The following is a 16,038-nucleotide window of genomic DNA, read 5'->3' as shown; positions in this document are numbered from 1 at the left end:
CCATCACGACGACCACTTCTGCACACAACCAGCCCTCATTGCTGAGGACGATCGGAGGACCGCACCATGCCAGGCAAGATCGATGTCCACCAGCACCTGCTCCCGCCCCGCTACTTCGAGGCAATGGCAGCGGCAGGATCGAAAGCGATGGGGGCCGGCGCTCCGGGGGATGCGCAGGCTGCGACCGGAGGGTCCGCGCAGTGGGACCCGTGGGGTGAGAGCGGCGGGACCGCACCGCGACGAGGGCCCCGGGCCATCGGCGGCTGGTTGATGCCGGAGTGGAGCCCCGAAGCGGCGATCGCGATGATGGACGAAGTGGGGATCGAGACCGGGATGCTCTCGATCAGCGCACCGGGCGTGCACTTCGGTGACGACGCCGCGGCGTGCCAACTCGCCCGCGAACTGAACGACTACCAGGCCGAGCTGGTCCGAGAGCGGCCCGACCGGTTCGGGCACTTCGCGGTGCTGCCGCTGCCGGACTTCGACGGCGCGGTCGCCGAAGCCGTGCGAGCACTCGATGAGCTCCACGCCGACGGTGTGCTCCTGCTGTCGAACGCGCATGGACGGTACCTGGGCGACCCCGCGTACGAGCCGCTGTGGGCGGAACTCGCCGCCCGCTCAGCCGTGGTCTTCGTGCACCCCACCGCACCACCGATCACGCAGTTGCCGGGGATGCCCACCGCACTGCTGGACTTCCCGTTCGACACCACCCGCACCGCCGTGGACCTCGTCGCGCACGGCGTGTTCGACCGCTACCCGGAACTTCGCGTGATCTTGTCCCACGCCGGTGGTTTCCTGCCCTACGCCGCAAGCCGGTTCAGCGCTGCCGCGATGTTCAACCCGGACACCACGCCGGAGCGCATCCAAGCGGGCCTGCGCAAGTTCTACTTCGACACCGCCCTGTCCGCATCTCCCACGTCGCTGCCGTCACTGCTGGCGTTCGCGGAGCCCGGCCACGTTCTCTACGGCAGCGACTTCCCCTACGCGCACCCCGACTGGACCGCCCGCTTCGACCACGATCTCGGTGCCTACGACGGCCCCGGCGCAGAGCGACTGGGTGAGGTGCATCGAGCAGCCGCCGAACAGCTCTTCCCCCGCTTGGCGAGCGAGAGCGTTCCGAGGCGTCAATGACCGTGGGGACTGTCGGGAGGATGAGCGCGTCGTGGTCGGCACACGACCTCGCACGCACCGCCCTGCGCAGGCTCTGTGACGAGATGACCCCGGCAGGTACAATTCGCACCAAGCAGGGGTGGTGATCGTTGGTCGCTGACGCAGGGGTCTGCGGCGCACGAGGGAGGGGCGTGGTGATCGTCAAGGAGGGCAAGGAAGTGCCAGTCGCCGTCGTGGCGTCCGTGTTCGTGGTCCTTGCGCTCGTGTGCTTCCTGACGCCGCTGCGGGACCAGGTTTCTCGGCACGGGTTCCCGATGTGGCTCCTCGGGCTCGGCCTGGCTTTCTCGGGCCTTGTCCTCTGGGCTGGCGTCGTGCAGAACCTGCTGCATCGCCGGAGGTGAGGCGCGCCTGATGGTGGAAGCGGACGAGGATGTCCCCATGAAGCGCGTCGTCGTCGGGGCATCGATCGCGTACCACCTGGCGAAGGCGGGCGCCCAGGTCTCCGTGAACGAACGGGACATGCCCGCGTCGGGCGCGAGTGGAGCCTCCTTCGCTTGGATCGGCAAGGGGCCGACGCCGCCGAGCCCAGCGCACCGGTGGGGCCGGCGATCTTCGTCTTCGACGAGCACCCGACGGCGGAGGACGTCGCCGGTGTCGTGACCGTCGTGCGGCAGCACCGACTCGACACCCTCACGGCCGAGCAGGCGCATCAGCCGCCAGGAACCGACATGCAGCGCTTCGCACAGCAGCTCCGCGAGAACTACTACCCCGACATGCCCTCCGACGCGGTGGTCGAGGTGGCACAGCTGACGATCACGCCGTCCCTGCGCTGATCGGCTGACGCGACTCCGTCTCCGCGGTGACGGGGGTGCTGGCTAGGGTCCCGGAGCATGGAAGCGACAACGCTGCGACTGCGCACCTTGACCGCCGGCGACACGGTGGCGATCGTCTCACCGGCGTCGTGGCCAGAGGGGTCGGTGCCGACCTGGATCGCTCGACAGGTCGAGGCGTGGGGCCTGCGCGCGGTCATCGCGCCGCACGCCCTCGACCACCGCGGCTACCTCGCGGGCAGCGACGTCGACCGTGCGGCGGACCTCAACGACGCGATCCGCGACCCGACGGTCCGTGCCGTGATCGCCTCCACCGGCGGGTGCGGCAGCTTCCGCATCGTCCCGGACGTCGACGTCCGGGCGCTCCGCGCCGACCCGAAGATGCTCGTCGGGTACAGCGACGTCACCGCCCTGCACCAGGTCTGGAACGCTGCCGGCGTCCCGTCGCTGCACGGTGCGATCGCCGGCACCCACGGTGACCACGTCCGGCGACTCCTGATGGAGGACGCGGACACGGTCGTCGACGCGGATGCCGCCGCACTCTCGGCCGAGCTCACGACGACGGGCCGCGTGGAGGGGCCGCTGTCCGGTGGCAACCTCGAGATGCTCGCGCGGTCGGTCGGGGTGGTGGACTTCGACCTGGCCGGGGCGGTCCTGCTGCTCGAGATCAACCGCGCTGCTGGACTGGGGATGGTCGACCGCGCTCTGACGCAGCTCCGGTACTCCGGAGCGCTCGACGGTGTCGTCGGGGTCGCTCTCGGCAGCATCGACCAGTTCGCCGGGTACCAGGACCGCGGCTGGACCGTCGTCGACACCCTGCGCGACCACTTCGACGCGCTCGGCGTGCCGGTACTGGGTGGGCTTCCTCTTGGTCACGTCGAGGACCTCGTCACCGTGCCCCTCGGCACACGCGCGGTCCTCGACGTCGACCGCGGTCGACTGACCGTGGAGTCGCCATCCGGAGTCTGATCCCGTCCTGCGACGCTCCGAGCACTTCCGGCCTAGCCTGCGGTGATGACGCTGCATCTGCGACAGATCGTGCTCGACGCCGAGGACGCGCGAGCGCTCGCCGCGTTCTGGATCGCCCTGCTGGGTGGCGAGTACCGGGCTGGTGACGAGCCTCCCGTCGACGGTTCGGACGACCGGGCGGACTGGGTCGCGATCAGCACCTCCGAGGGGGTGGACGTCACGGTGCAACGGGTGGACGAGCTGCCTCGGGTGACCTGGCCGGACGGGCCGGTCCGCCAGCAGCTGCATCTCGACTTCAGCGTCGCGGACCTGGCTGAGCTCGAGCAGCAGCGGGCGCGGGCTGTCGCGCTGGGCGCCACGGTCCTCGAGGACCGGAGCGCTGACCCGGAGGAGGCGCTGTGGGTCCTCGCCGATCCGGCCGGCCACCCGTTCTGCATCTTCGTGGTGGCTGGCGGTACCAGCGGTTCGTGATCCGTCACTGCGACCGTTTCCCCTCCCCGGCATCCGCGATCGCGCGCGCGACCTCAGCTGGCCCCTGCAACCAGGACCGCGTCGACGGCGAGTCGGAGTGACCGCTCCTCGAACGGGATGCGTGCGCTCGCTCCGGGCAACGCGCGGTCCAGGGCGAGGCCGTTGACGACGGTGAGCAGGAACCGCGCTGCCTGTTCGAGGTCGACGGCGATCCCGACGCCCTCCTGCCGCAACACGTCCAGCCAGCGCTCGACGCGGCCGATGCCCAGGCGCTCCATCGCGAGGAACGTGTTCCCGGACTCGTCGGGGGTGGGAGACGCGATGTACGCGTCGTGCATCGCGATCCAGTTCTCTCGTGCGGCGGCGCCGGTGCCGACGCTCGTGAGGAGCACCCGGAGGCAGGCTTCGAGGCGATCGGCCGGGCTCTTGGACGTGTCGGCCATCGGGTCGTCCGCGATCTCGACGGTCTGGAGCCCCTCGACGACCGTGTCGAGCAACAGCTGCTGGGTCGGGAAGAAGTGGCGGAGTGACCCCGTGCTCACACCGGCGTGCGCCGCGACGGCGCGGACCGTGAGACGTGCTGTCGGGTCCTCTCCGAGCATCGTCGCCGCGGCGATCAGGATCTTCGATCGTGTGTCCGGGCTGTTCGGATGGGCCATCAGTCGTCACTTCACTTCTATCTGACTAGCACACTGTGTTAGTTTCTCGTTCGGGGCTATCACACTGTACTAGCACCCGAGTGTCCAGACACATCCGCGTGATCGCGGGATCACGCAGCGCTCGCCACCCGGGACGCCCAGGACGCTCCCCACCCATGACCGCCAGAACGAGGAGCATCACACATGAGCCAGCCACCGGACCACGACAGCGCGACAGCGAACCGTCTGGATCCGCGCTCCGAGCCACCGGGTCGTGCGGCGGTCTGGCGCCGGCCCCTGGAGGTCATCCGGGGGAACGCCCGGACCTACCTCGTCCTCAACGTCGCGACGTACGGACTCGTCGTGCTGGGGTTCGCCGCGGGGCTGCTGTTCCCGCAGCTCAGTCAGGACCGCGCCACGGCGCTGCAGGACGACGGAACCGCGGACCTCGTCGGGTCAGTGGTGAGCCGGCCGCCGCTGTTCGCCCTGCTGATCTTCGCCGTGAACCTCTTCCGCCTCAGCCTGCTCACCATCGTCGTGCCGTCGCTGATCGTCCCCTTCGCCGGACTGGCGTTCTTCGGGTACTGGCTCGTCCAGACCGGGGTGACCCTCGTGCCCGCCACTGGTGAGGGGTGGGTGGCGATGATCCCGCATTCGCTGACCATCGTGATCGAACTGCAGGCCTACATCGTCTTCGCGCTCGGTGCCTTCCTCATCGGCAGGTACTGGCTCCGACCGCGATCCGCCGGGGTCGAACGACGACGGGACGGGTACGTCGCCGGGCTGCGGACGACGGGCGTCCTCGCGGTGCCGGCGGTGGCCCTCCTGGTCGTCGGGGCCGTGTGGGAGGCGTACTCCCTGCGCTACTTCATCCACCCGCTCAGCCAGTGGCTCCTCTGAGCGCACCGACACCAACCCGATCCACTCCACGGCCATCGCGCCCCGAACAGAACCAGTGAGGAACCATGCCGACCACACACACGTCACCGCACACCGGCTCGAACGTCGCGCGCCCGTCGCGGGTGACCTGGGCGGACTTCGGGATCGCCGCCGCGGCGACCGTCGCACTGTACGCGATCGGGATCACGCTGTACCGCCTGGTCCCCGACGGCGACGCGCTGTCCCGCGGCCTGGCACTCTACGCGGTGTCCGGACTGGCACCCCTCGGCGGTACCGTCATCGCGATCGCACTCCGCCGTCGCGACCGACGACTGTTCGGGCTGCGCCGAGTCGCGCCGAAGTGGCTCCTCGTCGCGTTCGTCATCGGACTCGGCGTCGTCGCGTTGAACGTCGCCATCAGCAGCATCGTCGCGGCAGCCACTCCTGCCCAGGATGTGCAGACCGACTACCGCTCCGCCGCCACCAGCGGCGTGCTCGGTTTCCTGGCCGCGATCCTGCTCGGAGCCGTCCTCACGCCGATCGGCGAGGAGTTCTTCTTCCGGGGTGTCGTCCACAACCTGCTGACCCGCTACGGCGCCTGGGTCGCGACCCTGGTGAGCGCAGCGGTGTTCGGACTGACCCACGGCGTCAACCTCGCCACGCCCGTTGCGTTCATCGTCGGCGTCTCTGCCGCGCTCCTCATCCGGCGGACCGGATCGGTCTGGCCAGGTGTCGTCGTCCACGCGGTGAACAACGCGTCGTCGTCAGTGATCTCGGTGATCGCCTTCCAGTTCGCCAGCTGACGACGCATCGGGGAGCGGCCCGCATGGCGTCACGCCGCCCCCCGGCGGCGCGCAGCCCGCATGGCGTCACGCCGCCCCCCGGCGGCGCGCAGCCCGCATGGCGTCACGCCGCCCCCCGCGGCGGGCAGCCCGCATGGCGCCGCGCCGCCCCCCGGCGGCGGTCATGCGGGCACTTCCGCGAGCGGACCGCCGGGACCGAACGCGATGTCGGCGAAGCGCTCCCCCATCATCCGATGCGCCGACGCACTCGGGTGCAGCGCGTCCGGGAGGGGATCCGTCTCGGCGTCGCCAGGGCCGTAGAGCGTGCGGCCGTCCAGGACCTGCAGGGCCGCGTCCGAGCGAGCTGCGGCGATCTGCGCGAGCTGTTCCCGGATGACCCGCAGCGTGAGCCGGCCCTGATCGGCGTCCGACGGCTCACCGGTGGCGACGAACCGCACGACTCCGCTGGCGAGCGCTTCCGGGTCGAACGCTCCGGGGCCCGGCGTGTCCTCGTGGATGCCGCAGTGGATCGGCGAGACCAGGAGCAGCGGCGTCGTCGGGTGCCCCTCGCGGATCGTGTCGAGGAACCCGTGGACCGCCGGGACGAAGCTCCGCAGGCGCATCGCATCGAGGTTGACCACGTTGATGCCGAGCTTGAGGCTGATGACGTCCGCCGGGGTGTCGCGGATCAGGCGGGCCATGAAGGGGTCAACGAGGGCACTGCCGCCGAAGCCGAGGTTGATGAGGTCCACACCGGCCCGGCGAGCTGCGACGACCGGCCAGATCCCCGTCGGACGGGTCGCGTTCGAGCCGTGGCTGATCGAGCTGCCGTGGTGCACCCAGACACGTCCGCCTGCCAGACCCGGCCCGACGGGCTCGTCCGTGTGCAGCGCGATCAGCTCGACCTGCTCGTTGTGCGGCAGCCAGAACTCGATCTGCTTCTCCCCCGGCTGCAGGTCGGTCACGGTCACGACGTCGGCGTCCCCAGAGCGCGGGGTGCTCGCACCGGTGGACAGGTCGACCTCGATGCTGTCGCCGTGCTCGAGGGCAGTGCTGCGGACGGCTCCCCCGTCGACGACGACGTCCACGACTCCGCGTGGTCGCTGTACGCCGCGGTACACGACCCGGCTGGCTCGGAGTTCGAGCGCCACCTGACGCGCCGTCGTGCGGACCACGACGCGGACGCCGGACGGTTGTGCCTCGGCGCTCAGCAGTTGCGCGTCCGCGTCACGCGACCGGATGCCGGTCGGGAGTCGGTGTGGCCGCACGCCCGATCGCGTTCGTTCGACGTCGAGGGCTCCATGGACGTGCTCCGCCGTCACTGGTGTCCTCATCATCCGTGTCCTCCGTCTCGCTGTCGTCCGGTGCGGCACGAGCGTGCCCCGACAGCCGGACGAGCCTCTCGAAGTTCTATCACAATGTGCTAGCTTCACTTCGCATGGACTATCACGGTGTACTAGCAACCATGGTCAGGAGTGGGAGATGCGATTCGTAGGGTTGCGGGGTCGGCGCGTGCGATCCGGCTCCGGAGAGCCGCTCCGACGGTTCCGCTGGTGGCAGATGTTCAGCCGGTCACTCCGCTCGACCACGATCGCCGGCCCGGACGGAACGGCCTCGACCTACACGATCGACGTCCGGCACGGGGGTGACGCACGCGATGGTGCGGTGCGAGCCAGGCTCTTCGTCGACGGCGCGCTGCGGTCGTACTCCACGATGCCAGCCGTGTTCACCGTGCCGGATGGTCGCATCGAAGTCGCGATCAACGGCTTCGGGCTGAAGCGCTGCCACCACGTCAGCCAGGACGGTACCGAGCGACAGCTCGCACCCGACCCCGCGTCGGCGGAGGGCCGTCGTGCCCGTCTGCACCGGGACCACCCGACCGTGAGTCGCAGCATCGGGCTCGTCTCGATCGCGCTCGTGGCCGGCGGCCTCGGTGTCGCGGTACCCCAGCTCGTCGAGACGATCTCGCAGATCCCACCCGTCGCCGACGCGGTCGGGACCTTCACCTCGCCGGTGCGGTTGCCACTGCACCTGAACGTGCTCGTCGGGCTCGGCGCGGTCATGGGGAGCACCGAGCGCGCCCTGCGGATGCGATCCAGTTGGATCGACGAACTCGCCAGCTGACCTCGAGGGGCATGGTGCGTCGTCGACGCGACGACACAGAGGTGATCGTCAGCCCATACTTGGCCAACTGGCCAAGTGTGGCGCTAGGGTCCTCGCATGACCCTCCAGCAAGAGCACCGCAGCGTCGAGGAACGGCGCGACCAGCTCGTCGACGCCGCGATCGCCGTCCTGCGCGACGGCGGGATCGCTGCGGTGACCACCCGCGCGGTCACCGCCCGTGCCGGGCTGCCGCACGGCGCCTTCCACTACTGCTTCGCGGGCAAGGCGCCGCTCTTCCACGCCGTGCTCGAACGACAGCTGCGCACCGCGATGGCGGTCGCGTTCGCCCCCCCGGTCACCCCGCTCGGCCTGGAGGCCCGGATCGCCTCCGGCCTGTCGGCCCACCTCGCGCAGACGCGCAGCGACCCAGCGACTGCACTCGCCCTGGTCGAGCTCGTCACGTACTCGCGTCGTGACCCGGACCTGCAGGACCTCGCGGCCTGGGAGCAGGATGCGTACCTCGCTGCCGTCCGTGCGCAGGTCGAGGCGTGGACCGCCGAGGACGACATCCGGTGGACCATCCCCGTCGACCAGGTCGTCCGACTGCTCATCGCCACGGCCGACGGCATCGGATCGACGTGGCTCGCTGACCGCGACGACGCTGCGGCGGAGGCCACTGTCCTGGCCGCAGCACGGGCGATCGCGTCCCTGGCCGACGGGAGCGGCGCATGAAGTGGGTGTTCCTCGGCACGGCGATCGTCGCCGAGGTCACGGCAGCGCTCTCGATGCAGGCTGCCGTCGACCAGCCCGGCTGGTACGTGCTCGTCGCCGTCGGGTACGTCGCCGCGTTCGCGATGCTGATCCTGGTGCTCCGGGCGGGCATGGCGGTCGGGGTCGCCTACGGCATCTGGGGCGCGTCCGGTGTCGCCCTGACCGCGGTGCTCGCCGCCGTGCTGTTCGGGCAGGCGCTGACGGTCACGATGGTCATCGGGATCGCGTTGATCGCTGCCGGGGTGCTGCTGGTCGAGATCGGGTCGCAACGCGCTCTGGCCGCACGGAAGCGGCAGGTCCGCTGATGGCCTGGGTCCTGCTCGCGGTCGCGATCGTCACCGAGGTCGGCGCGACGATCAGCCTCAAACTCGCCACCGACGGCAAGAAGGTGTTCTTCGTCCCCGTCGTCGCGGGCTACCTCATCGCGTTCAGCTTGCTCGCGGTGGCCCTGACGCTCGGCCTGCCGATCGGCGTCGCCTACGGGATCTGGGCGGCGACCGGGGTCGCACTGACGGCGATCCTGGGTCGGGTGCTCTTCCGCGAACCGCTGACGGGGCTCATGCTCGGTGGGATCGCCCTGATCGTGGCCGGCGTGTTCCTGGTCGAGCTCGGGCACTGACGCGTCCGCTGCGGATGGAGACGCCGCTCATGCCTCCGTCGACCTGGCGTGACGGTCGGCGGAGAGGGTGGCCAGCAGCCGGAGCTTCTCGGCACTGTCGCTGTCGGCGTCCGGGTAGTAGACGACGAGCATCAGACCGTCCACGGGCAGCTTCTCGCGGTGCATCTGCATCGTCCCGACGGACGGGTGGTGCACGACGGTCGAGTTCCCCGCGAGTCGGCGGACGTCCTGGCGGGCCCAGATGGTGCGGAACCGGGCGCTCGCCATGGACAGTTCGCCGACGATCTCGATCGCCCGGGTGTCGGTGACGTCATCGCCGACGAGGTGCCGGAACGACGCGATCGCATCGACGGTCGCGCGCTCCCAGTCGTCCTGGAACGCACGCTCCTCCTCGTCGAGCAGGAGCGATCGGAGCCGATTGTGCCCCGGCGCAAGACGCGGCGAGAACACCGTTGCCATGTCGTTCGAGGCGAGGACGTCGAAGGAGCGTCCCTCGATGAACGCGGGGACCTCGAGCGCAGCGAGGAGGTGGTGCAGGCGTGCGGGGACGCGCTCCTCGGGACGATGACGTCGGCGAGACCGGGGCCGGTGCGCGCCCAGACCGATGAGGTACTCCGTCTCGACGTCATCGAGCTGCAGCACCCGTGCCAGTGATTCCAGGACCTGCGAGGAGGGGTTGTGGTCGCGCCCTCGCTCCAGGCGGAGGTAGTAGTCGAGGCTGATCCCGGCCAGCAGCGCCACTTCCTCGCGGCGGAGGCCCGTGACCCGCCGGTTCTTCGCCGTCGGGAGGCCGACCTGCTCCGGCGTGACGAGACCACGTCGTGCCTGCAGGTAGTCGCCGAGCCGGTTCGCCGCGGGTGATTCGTCCATGGCCTCACGCTAGTGAGCCGCAGCGCCGGGAGGGGGTGCCCCGTCAGTGCCCTGGACCACGGGGGTCCTTCCCGGGCGGAGGCGCTCGCCGCACCATCGTGATGTACCGACCACCAGACAGCACCAGGGAGCCTGACATGGACATCACCGACCGCACCGTCCTCATCGTCGGAGGGACCTCCGGCATCGGCCGCGGGCTCGCGCGCCGATTCGCGGACGCCGGCTCCACCGTCGTCGTCGGCGGGCGCGACACCAGCCGGGTCGACGACCTCGAGACCGTGTCCATCGACGTCACCGACGCCGAGTCGGTCCTCCGGGCCCGGGACGAGGTGCTCGCGGAGCACCCGGACCTCGACCTGGTCGTGACGATGTCCGGCGTGATGATCCTCGAGGACCTGCGCGACCCGGCGCACTTCGCGCAGGCGCAGTCCACGATCGACGTCAACCTGCTCGGCACCATCCGCGTGCTCGACGCGTTCACACCGCACCTCATCGGCCACGGCCGTGGCGACTTCCTCACGGTCACCTCCGGCATCGGGTTCATGCCGTTCCCGCTCATGCCGACCTACGGCGCGTCGAAGGCCGCCGTCCACGCCTACAGCGAGTCGCTCCGCGCCCACCTCGCCGGAACGGGCGTCGGTGTCACCGAACTCGTCCCGCCGGCGGTGGCGACGGCCGGGCAGGAGAAGGTGAACCCGAACGCACTGCCTCTGGACGCGTTCCTCGACGAGGTGCTCGGCCTGCTCTCGCAGGACCCGACACCGCACGAGATCGTCGTCGAGCGGGCGCAGCCGCTCCGCTGGGCCGAGCGGGACGGCACCTACGCCGAGCTGCTCGAGCAGCGCTCGCGGTCGCTGGACACGCTCCCCGGTCGCTGATCCGCCCGGCACGCACAACGGCGGGGGTCATCGGAGTCCGACGGTGTCCGTGGCCCAGAAGGCTTCCGGGTACACCAGTGTCACGGACGGCGACCGGAACCCGTGTGCGCGGGCTGGGGTGAAGCCCGACATGACGTAGTAGCCCGGGTCTCCTCGAGGAAGACGGCCGGGTTCAACGCCTCGTTGCTCTTCTCTGACGGGGCTCATGCTCGACGGGATCGCCCTGATCGCCGCCGGGGTGTTCCTGGTCGAGCTCGGGCACGGACGGACTCGCTCCCGAGCGACGGCGCGGTTGTCGGTGGAAGTACACCGTCATCGTCAGGTCGTCTTCCGTGTCAGCGACCCCGGAGGAGAAGGTGACGTCCTGCACGTCGACATCGCCCAGTGCTTCGATGCTGTCGGCGACGCGGCGGAGGAGAGCGGGGACGTCACCCTGGTCCTCGCCGGTCGGATTGCTCTGCGAGAAGTGGTTGATGGTCCATTCCTCTGCGGGCACGGCTCACACCGTACCGTCTCCGCCGAAGTCGACGATCGCTGTGACGTGGGCGGTCGCGGTGTCCATGCGCGCCCGCCATTCCCGTGGGTCCTCGTCACGACGGTCGACGTCATCGAAGTCATCGCGGGCCAAGAACCGGATCCCGTCGGCCTCGGCGTACCCGACGCTGGATCCGAGTGCGCTGACCAGCATCGGCCAGGTCACATCGTTCGTGATCGCCGCGTCGTGAGTGTGGTCGATGATCAGCCGTGCGGTGTCGCGGGTCATCAGTCGCATGGCGATCATCAGGTCCCACCGTTGCGTGAGGCCGTTCGCGAGCCCGTACACGTGGTTCACGACCTCCTCCGTCCGGCGGAGCCGATCCGGAGCGGCGTCCATCGCCACCGCGGAGCGTCCGACGACCAGGAAGTCGGCGTCGCGTCGTGCGAGCGTGCACTCCACCTCGTCTCGTGCGTCGGCCAGCCACCGGAGGACGTGGTCGAGGTCGGAGTGGAACAGCCACCCGCAGCCGCTGCGCAGCCCGAGGGCGAGCGCGTCTTTCCGCGCCGTCCCGATCCCGATCGTTCCGGCACCGTGCTCGTCGAGGGCCAGCGGTACGGGCAGATCCTGCAGCGCCGCAATGGTCGTGGGATGCGTTTCAGCGGTGACGTTCACTGCGACGGCACTGAACACCTGCGTGAGCGCAGGCCGGGCGTTCTCGATCTCTGCTGCGAACCGTCCGAGCGGGTCGTGACAGGTCGCGACCAGACAGAGCGACTCCGGAAGTGAACGACCGTCGTCGAAGTCAGACATCGCTCGACCATACGTCGTCAGGAGTCGTGGTCGCGGTCTTGTGCTCGTCGCAGGACGACGAAGCCGATCGTCGCCGCGATCGCTAGGAGCGCGACGGTCACGAACGCACCGGATGCGATCACGAGGGACCGCTGCGTATGTGCCGGGTCATCACCGGGGAGGCCGCCGATGAGCACGAGGACCAGGATCGGGAGCGCGACCGCGACGACCCAGAGAGCAGCCGCAACGACTCCGAGCAGGATCACCATGGGCCTCCGACGCCGCTGGCTCGAGTGTTCCGGGTTGGGCCGCATGCCCTCCAATCAAGCAGCAAGCGGCGGTCAACAACCAGCAGTTCGTCAGATGGAAGAGTGACGGTGTGGACGACGAACAGCAGAGCCCCGGAACGACCCGACCACTTGCGGACGGGCGAGTGTCACTGCGTGCGCTGACGGACGCCGACGTGGCGGCCCACAACGCGGGCGAGGACGATGCAACCGTCCGGTGGTTGAGCGGCCGGCGTGGCACGACCGAGTCCACCCGTCGCCACTTCGCGATGCTCAGCGCGAACGAGCGCTGCGAGGGCGGCAAGCGCGGGTTCGGCGTGCTGCTCGATGGCGAGCTCGCGGGCTACATCGACTTCGACCCGGATGCCGGCGACATGCCAGAACCCGGCGACGTCAATGTCGCGTACTCGGTCCACCCCTGGGCGCGGGGACGGGGAGTTGCGACCGCGGCCGTCCAGCTCGTCTGTGCCCACCTCGCGCGCATCGGGGCCGGACGTCGTGCCGTCATCCGCGCTGAGCTCGGCAATCCGGCCTCGATCGCCGTCGCGCGGAACAGCGGGTTCATCCACCTCGGGGACATCGCCGCGCTCGCCGAGACGGACGCTGCGGGCGACCCGACGGTGTACAGCACCTTCGCGCGAGAGCTGCGGGCGTAGACCCAGCGGCTCAGCGCCCGACGTCGTCCCCGACGTGCAGCAACCGCGGCACGAACAGCCCGAGCGCCAGTGCGAGGAGCCCGACCGCGCCAGCGACCGCCAGCCAGACGCCCCCGACCTGTCCGGCGTCGCCGAACAACCCGACCACCACGAACGCCACCGCCTGCACCCCGACCTGCACCACGACGAACCGCAGCGCCGACGGCACGAGCGCCCGGAGCTGCACCCGCGCGGTCCGGGGCGTCCACGCCCAGAGCAAGCTCGTGGCGAGGACCAGGTGCGTCGTGAGGACGAGCACGGCCAGGTTCGACCCGCCGATCCCGGCGATCGCGAGCTGCACCACGAGCAGGGCGGCGAACGGACCGCGGGGCAGGACGGCGGCGGCCACGGCGAGGACGGCGGCGACGACGAGCCACCCGCTCGCCCCGATCACGACGACCGACCCGACGAGCCCCGCGACCAGGCCGAGTGCCCCGATCGACCATGCGGGGACCGCCGGTCCGATCGCCGGCGACCCGGTCCGCTCCGCGCGCGAGCCGACGCTCATCCGGCCCGCCGAGGACGACTGAGCAGCCGGAGCTGCACGGCCGGGGAGTCACCGTCGCCCGTCTGCCAACGGATCTGCTCGACGCCGGTGGCCGCCATCTCGGCGAGCCGGTCCTGGCGCTCGAGCGCGATGAGCCGGAACGCGGTGCGCTCCTGCTTGCTGACCCCGGTCACGTCCGGGGTCGGGAGGACGTCCACCGCGACGACCCGGTGCCCGGTGGCCGCCCACGTCATCGCCATCGTCGCGGCCTGGTCGTCGAGGAACGTCGACAGGACGACCACGAGCGACGCGGCCGGCACGAGGGGCATTCGCGCTGCCGTCGTCGCGTCGCCGGTCGGGATGACCGAGGCGATCGTCGAGCGGAGCCGCTCCAGGTGCCGTGTGCCGCCGCCGGGTTCGACCGAGCGTGCGGTGCCGGCCAGGGAGCGCAGACCGACCCGGTCACCGGCGCCGATGTACGCGGTCGCGAGGGAGACGGCGGCCTCGCGTGCGACGTCGAGGGACGTCGCCTCGGACGTGTCGTGGCGGGAGCCGCCCCACGTCGTGACGTCGGAGGCGAGGTCGTCGCGGCCGTCGATGACCAGGACGACGAGGGCGTCCGCGGTGGCGAAGGTGCGCCGCACGTACAGGTCCCCGGGCCGCTCGGCACGCCGTGCGGTGCGCCGCCAGTCGATGCGTCGCAGACGGTCCCCGGGCGCGAACAGCGCGACGTCGCGGAACTCGCCGCCGTCGCCCGAGCGCGCGGAGTCGTGCGCGCCCGTGATGCCCGTCACGCGCCGCGGCATCGGCAGGTGCTGCATGCGCAGGTGCGGCGGGGGGACGACCGCCGACCGGATCGGGCCCGCCGCCGGCACCGACACCGCGGTGCCGCCGCGTTCGAGGAGCGAGAGGTGCGTCCGCAGGATCTCCTGCGGTCCGGAGTGCGACACCGGGACGGTGCCGGCGAGCTGCGCCGCGGTCCGGCGATCGACCACGACGACGTGCCGTCGGTCACCCGCCACGCGGAGTTCGAGGGCGACGGCCTCGGCGGACGGCGGCAGGGTCACCTGCGTCCGGTACCCGACGCCGCGACCCGAGTCGGACGGGGCGAGCGTCGCGACCACCCGGACCTGCTCGCCGCCGAGACGCCGACCCGCACCGAACCCGGCGGTGACGAGCACCGGGAGGGCCACCACGGCGAGCTCGGGGCGCCCCAGCACCAGCGCGAGGCCGGCGAGGAACACGCCGCCGGCGACCCCGAACACCAGCGCCGGACTGCGCACCCAGAACGGTGTGACGTCGGGCCCGGCCGCGGGGCGGGCGGGAGCCGGGTCGGGAACGCTCACCGAGCCTCCAGGCCGGAAGCACCGGAAGCACCGGAAGCACCAGACGTCCGGGACGCGCCGGACGCACCGGCGCCCACCACCGGAGGCCCGGCCACCTGCGCGACGATCCCCCGGACGATCCCGGCCGGGTCCACCCCGTTCGCCCACGCCTGCGGCGTCAGCGAGATGCGGTGCGCGAGCACGGCGACCGCGGCGGTCTTGACGTCCTCCGGGGTGACGAAGTCCCGCCCGTCCATGACCGCGCGTGCGCGACCCACGAGCATGAGCGCCTGCGCTCCGCGCGGCGACGCCCCGACCTGCACGTCACGGTGGGTCCGCGTCGCACCCGCGAGGTCGACGCAGTACAGGGCGATGTCCTCGTCGACGTGCACGCCCTCGACGCTCGCCTGCATGCGCAGCATCTCGGGGGCGCTGACGACGGCCGGGACCTCGGCGACCTCGTGCCGTCGGGCGATCCGGTTGAGCAGCACGCGGTGCTCGCCGTCGCGGGACGGGTACCCGACGGAGAGCCGCACCATGAAGCGGTCGAGCTGGGCCTCCGGCAGCGCGTACGTTCCCTCGTACTCGATCGGGTTCGACGTCGCGATGACGTGGAACGGCCGCGGGAGCGGGAAGCCCTCGCCCTCGACCGTGACCTGCCCCTCCGCCATCGCCTCGAGCAGCGCCGACTGCGTCTTCGGCGACGTCCGGTTGATCTCGTCAGCCAGGAACATCCCGGTGAAGACGGGTCCCGGCCGGAAGACGAACTCGGCCGTGGCCGGGGCGTAGACGAACGACCCGGTGATGTCGGCGGGCAGCAGGTCCGGGGTGCACTGGAGCCGGCGGAAGTCGAGTCCGCACGCCGCGGCCAGGCTGCGTGCGGCGAGGGTCTTGCCGAGGCCGGGGACGTCCTCGAAGAGCACGTGGCCGCCCGCCAGGATGCTCGCGAACGCCAGGGCGAGCGGCTCCCGCATCCCGACGACGACGGCGCCGACGGTGTCGAGGACGTCACGCGCCCGTGCGGCGACGTCGGCGATGGGCATCGGGGGCGCGGTCT

Annotated in this window: 23 protein-coding genes; 14 read left to right on the top strand and 9 right to left on the bottom strand. The window is 70.9% G+C overall.

What is annotated here, in order from left to right; all coding sequences use genetic code 11:
* Window positions 1-66 precede the first annotated feature (66 nt).
* The 6 genes from DEJ13_RS17500 (at window position 67) to DEJ13_RS17480 (ending at window position 3,380) form a co-directional block, all read left to right on the top strand.
* A complete protein-coding gene (locus DEJ13_RS17500) occupies window positions 67-1,131 on the top strand; it encodes an amidohydrolase family protein (protein ID WP_111106099.1) in 1,065 nt (354 codons plus the stop codon).
* Window positions 1,132-1,301: 170 nt separating this feature from the next.
* A complete protein-coding gene (locus DEJ13_RS17495; protein ID WP_111106098.1) occupies window positions 1,302-1,511 on the top strand; it encodes a hypothetical protein in 210 nt (69 codons plus the stop codon).
* Between the two features lie 10 nt (window positions 1,512-1,521).
* A complete protein-coding gene (locus DEJ13_RS18160) occupies window positions 1,522-1,770 on the top strand; it encodes an FAD-dependent oxidoreductase (protein WP_111106097.1) in 249 nt (82 codons plus the stop codon).
* A complete protein-coding gene (locus DEJ13_RS17490; RefSeq protein ID WP_181436950.1) occupies window positions 1,665-1,943 on the top strand; it encodes an ASCH domain-containing protein in 279 nt (92 codons plus the stop codon). The genes DEJ13_RS18160 and DEJ13_RS17490 overlap by 106 nt, the downstream gene beginning before the upstream one ends.
* Window positions 1,944-2,000: 57 nt before the next feature.
* On the top strand, window positions 2,001-2,909 hold the full coding sequence (locus DEJ13_RS17485; protein ID WP_111106096.1) for a S66 peptidase family protein: 909 nt from the start codon (window positions 2,001-2,003) through the stop codon (window positions 2,907-2,909).
* 45 nt (window positions 2,910-2,954) lie between these two features.
* Window positions 2,955-3,380 carry a VOC family protein gene (locus DEJ13_RS17480; protein ID WP_111106095.1) on the top strand — a complete coding sequence of 142 codons (426 nt, stop codon included), beginning with the start codon at window positions 2,955-2,957 and terminating at the stop codon, window positions 3,378-3,380.
* 53 nt (window positions 3,381-3,433) lie between these two features.
* Here the strand turns inward: DEJ13_RS17480 and DEJ13_RS17475 are convergent, their stop codons facing one another.
* Entirely contained in the window at window positions 3,434-4,039 is a 606-nt protein-coding gene (locus DEJ13_RS17475; protein ID WP_111106094.1) for a TetR/AcrR family transcriptional regulator, read from the bottom strand.
* 183 nt (window positions 4,040-4,222) lie between these two features.
* Between DEJ13_RS17475 and DEJ13_RS17470 the strand changes: the two genes are divergently transcribed.
* Window positions 4,223-4,918: a stage II sporulation protein M gene (locus DEJ13_RS17470; protein WP_111106093.1), complete on the top strand. Its 696-nt coding sequence runs from the start codon at window positions 4,223-4,225 to the stop codon at window positions 4,916-4,918.
* A 65-nt stretch (window positions 4,919-4,983) separates the two neighbouring features.
* Window positions 4,984-5,700, top strand: coding sequence for a CPBP family intramembrane glutamic endopeptidase (locus DEJ13_RS17465; protein ID WP_111106092.1), 717 nt, complete (start codon window positions 4,984-4,986; stop codon window positions 5,698-5,700).
* Window positions 5,701-5,861: 161 nt separating this feature from the next.
* Here DEJ13_RS17465 and DEJ13_RS17460 read toward each other — a convergent pair whose 3' ends face one another.
* Complete coding sequence (locus tag DEJ13_RS17460) at window positions 5,862-7,013, bottom strand: SGNH/GDSL hydrolase family protein (RefSeq protein WP_349815045.1); 1,152 nt, start codon at window positions 7,011-7,013, stop codon at window positions 5,862-5,864.
* Between the two features lie 178 nt (window positions 7,014-7,191).
* Here DEJ13_RS17460 and DEJ13_RS17455 point away from each other — a divergent pair, with 178 nt between their 5' ends.
* From DEJ13_RS17455 to DEJ13_RS17440, 4 genes are all read left to right on the top strand, one after another.
* Window positions 7,192-7,803, top strand: a complete 612-nt coding sequence (locus DEJ13_RS17455) for a hypothetical protein (RefSeq protein WP_258374028.1) — start codon at window positions 7,192-7,194, stop codon at window positions 7,801-7,803.
* Window positions 7,804-7,899: 96 nt separating this feature from the next.
* Window positions 7,900-8,514, top strand: a complete 615-nt coding sequence (locus tag DEJ13_RS17450) for a TetR/AcrR family transcriptional regulator (RefSeq protein ID WP_111106089.1) — start codon at window positions 7,900-7,902, stop codon at window positions 8,512-8,514.
* On the top strand, window positions 8,511-8,858 hold the full coding sequence (locus DEJ13_RS17445) for a DMT family transporter (RefSeq protein ID WP_111106088.1): 348 nt from the start codon (window positions 8,511-8,513) through the stop codon (window positions 8,856-8,858). The genes DEJ13_RS17450 and DEJ13_RS17445 overlap by 4 nt, the downstream gene beginning before the upstream one ends.
* Complete coding sequence (locus tag DEJ13_RS17440; RefSeq protein WP_111106087.1) at window positions 8,858-9,172, top strand: DMT family transporter; 315 nt, start codon at window positions 8,858-8,860, stop codon at window positions 9,170-9,172. Before DEJ13_RS17445 ends, DEJ13_RS17440 begins: the two co-directional genes overlap by 1 nt.
* Window positions 9,173-9,199: 27 nt before the next feature.
* On the opposite strand, the gene DEJ13_RS17435 is transcribed toward DEJ13_RS17440, so the two are convergent.
* Entirely contained in the window at window positions 9,200-10,042 is an 843-nt protein-coding gene (locus tag DEJ13_RS17435) for a helix-turn-helix transcriptional regulator (protein WP_111106086.1), read from the bottom strand.
* Between the two features lie 137 nt (window positions 10,043-10,179).
* Here DEJ13_RS17435 and DEJ13_RS17430 point away from each other — a divergent pair, with 137 nt between their 5' ends.
* Window positions 10,180-10,920 (top strand): SDR family oxidoreductase, encoded by a 741-nt coding sequence (locus tag DEJ13_RS17430; protein WP_111106085.1) that lies wholly within the window; start codon window positions 10,180-10,182, stop codon window positions 10,918-10,920.
* A 172-nt stretch (window positions 10,921-11,092) separates the two neighbouring features.
* Here the strand turns inward: DEJ13_RS17430 and DEJ13_RS17425 are convergent, their stop codons facing one another.
* The 3 genes from DEJ13_RS17425 to DEJ13_RS17415 are packed head-to-tail and all read right to left on the bottom strand — an operon-like array spanning window position 11,093 to window position 12,456.
* Entirely contained in the window at window positions 11,093-11,416 is a 324-nt protein-coding gene (locus DEJ13_RS17425; protein WP_220037552.1) for a hypothetical protein, read from the bottom strand.
* A 3-nt stretch (window positions 11,417-11,419) separates the two neighbouring features.
* Window positions 11,420-12,208, bottom strand: coding sequence for a hypothetical protein (locus DEJ13_RS17420; RefSeq protein WP_111106084.1), 789 nt, complete (start codon window positions 12,206-12,208; stop codon window positions 11,420-11,422).
* A 17-nt stretch (window positions 12,209-12,225) separates the two neighbouring features.
* Window positions 12,226-12,456 (bottom strand): hypothetical protein, encoded by a 231-nt coding sequence (locus tag DEJ13_RS17415; protein ID WP_111106083.1) that lies wholly within the window; start codon window positions 12,454-12,456, stop codon window positions 12,226-12,228.
* A gap of 110 nt (window positions 12,457-12,566) precedes the next feature.
* Between DEJ13_RS17415 and DEJ13_RS17410 the strand changes: the two genes are divergently transcribed.
* Window positions 12,567-13,130, top strand: coding sequence for a GNAT family N-acetyltransferase (locus DEJ13_RS17410; RefSeq protein ID WP_181436941.1), 564 nt, complete (start codon window positions 12,567-12,569; stop codon window positions 13,128-13,130).
* Between the two features lie 10 nt (window positions 13,131-13,140).
* Here DEJ13_RS17410 and DEJ13_RS17405 read toward each other — a convergent pair whose 3' ends face one another.
* The 3 genes from DEJ13_RS17405 to DEJ13_RS17395 are packed head-to-tail and all read right to left on the bottom strand — an operon-like array spanning window position 13,141 to window position 16,024.
* Window positions 13,141-13,677: a hypothetical protein gene (locus tag DEJ13_RS17405; protein WP_111106081.1), complete on the bottom strand. Its 537-nt coding sequence runs from the start codon at window positions 13,675-13,677 to the stop codon at window positions 13,141-13,143.
* Window positions 13,674-15,002 carry a DUF58 domain-containing protein gene (locus DEJ13_RS17400; protein WP_111106080.1) on the bottom strand — a complete coding sequence of 443 codons (1,329 nt, stop codon included), beginning with the start codon at window positions 15,000-15,002 and terminating at the stop codon, window positions 13,674-13,676. Before DEJ13_RS17400 ends, DEJ13_RS17405 begins: the two co-directional genes overlap by 4 nt.
* Window positions 14,999-16,024 (bottom strand): AAA family ATPase, encoded by a 1,026-nt coding sequence (locus DEJ13_RS17395; protein WP_111106179.1) that lies wholly within the window; start codon window positions 16,022-16,024, stop codon window positions 14,999-15,001. Before DEJ13_RS17395 ends, DEJ13_RS17400 begins: the two co-directional genes overlap by 4 nt.
* Window positions 16,025-16,038 lie beyond the last annotated feature (14 nt).

It is taken from the genome of Curtobacterium sp. MCLR17_007 (assembly GCF_003234655.2).
GTDB lineage: Bacteria > Actinomycetota > Actinomycetes > Actinomycetales > Microbacteriaceae > Curtobacterium.
Note: the sequence above shows the minus strand (reverse complement) of the source record. Positions and strands in the feature narration are given on the sequence as shown.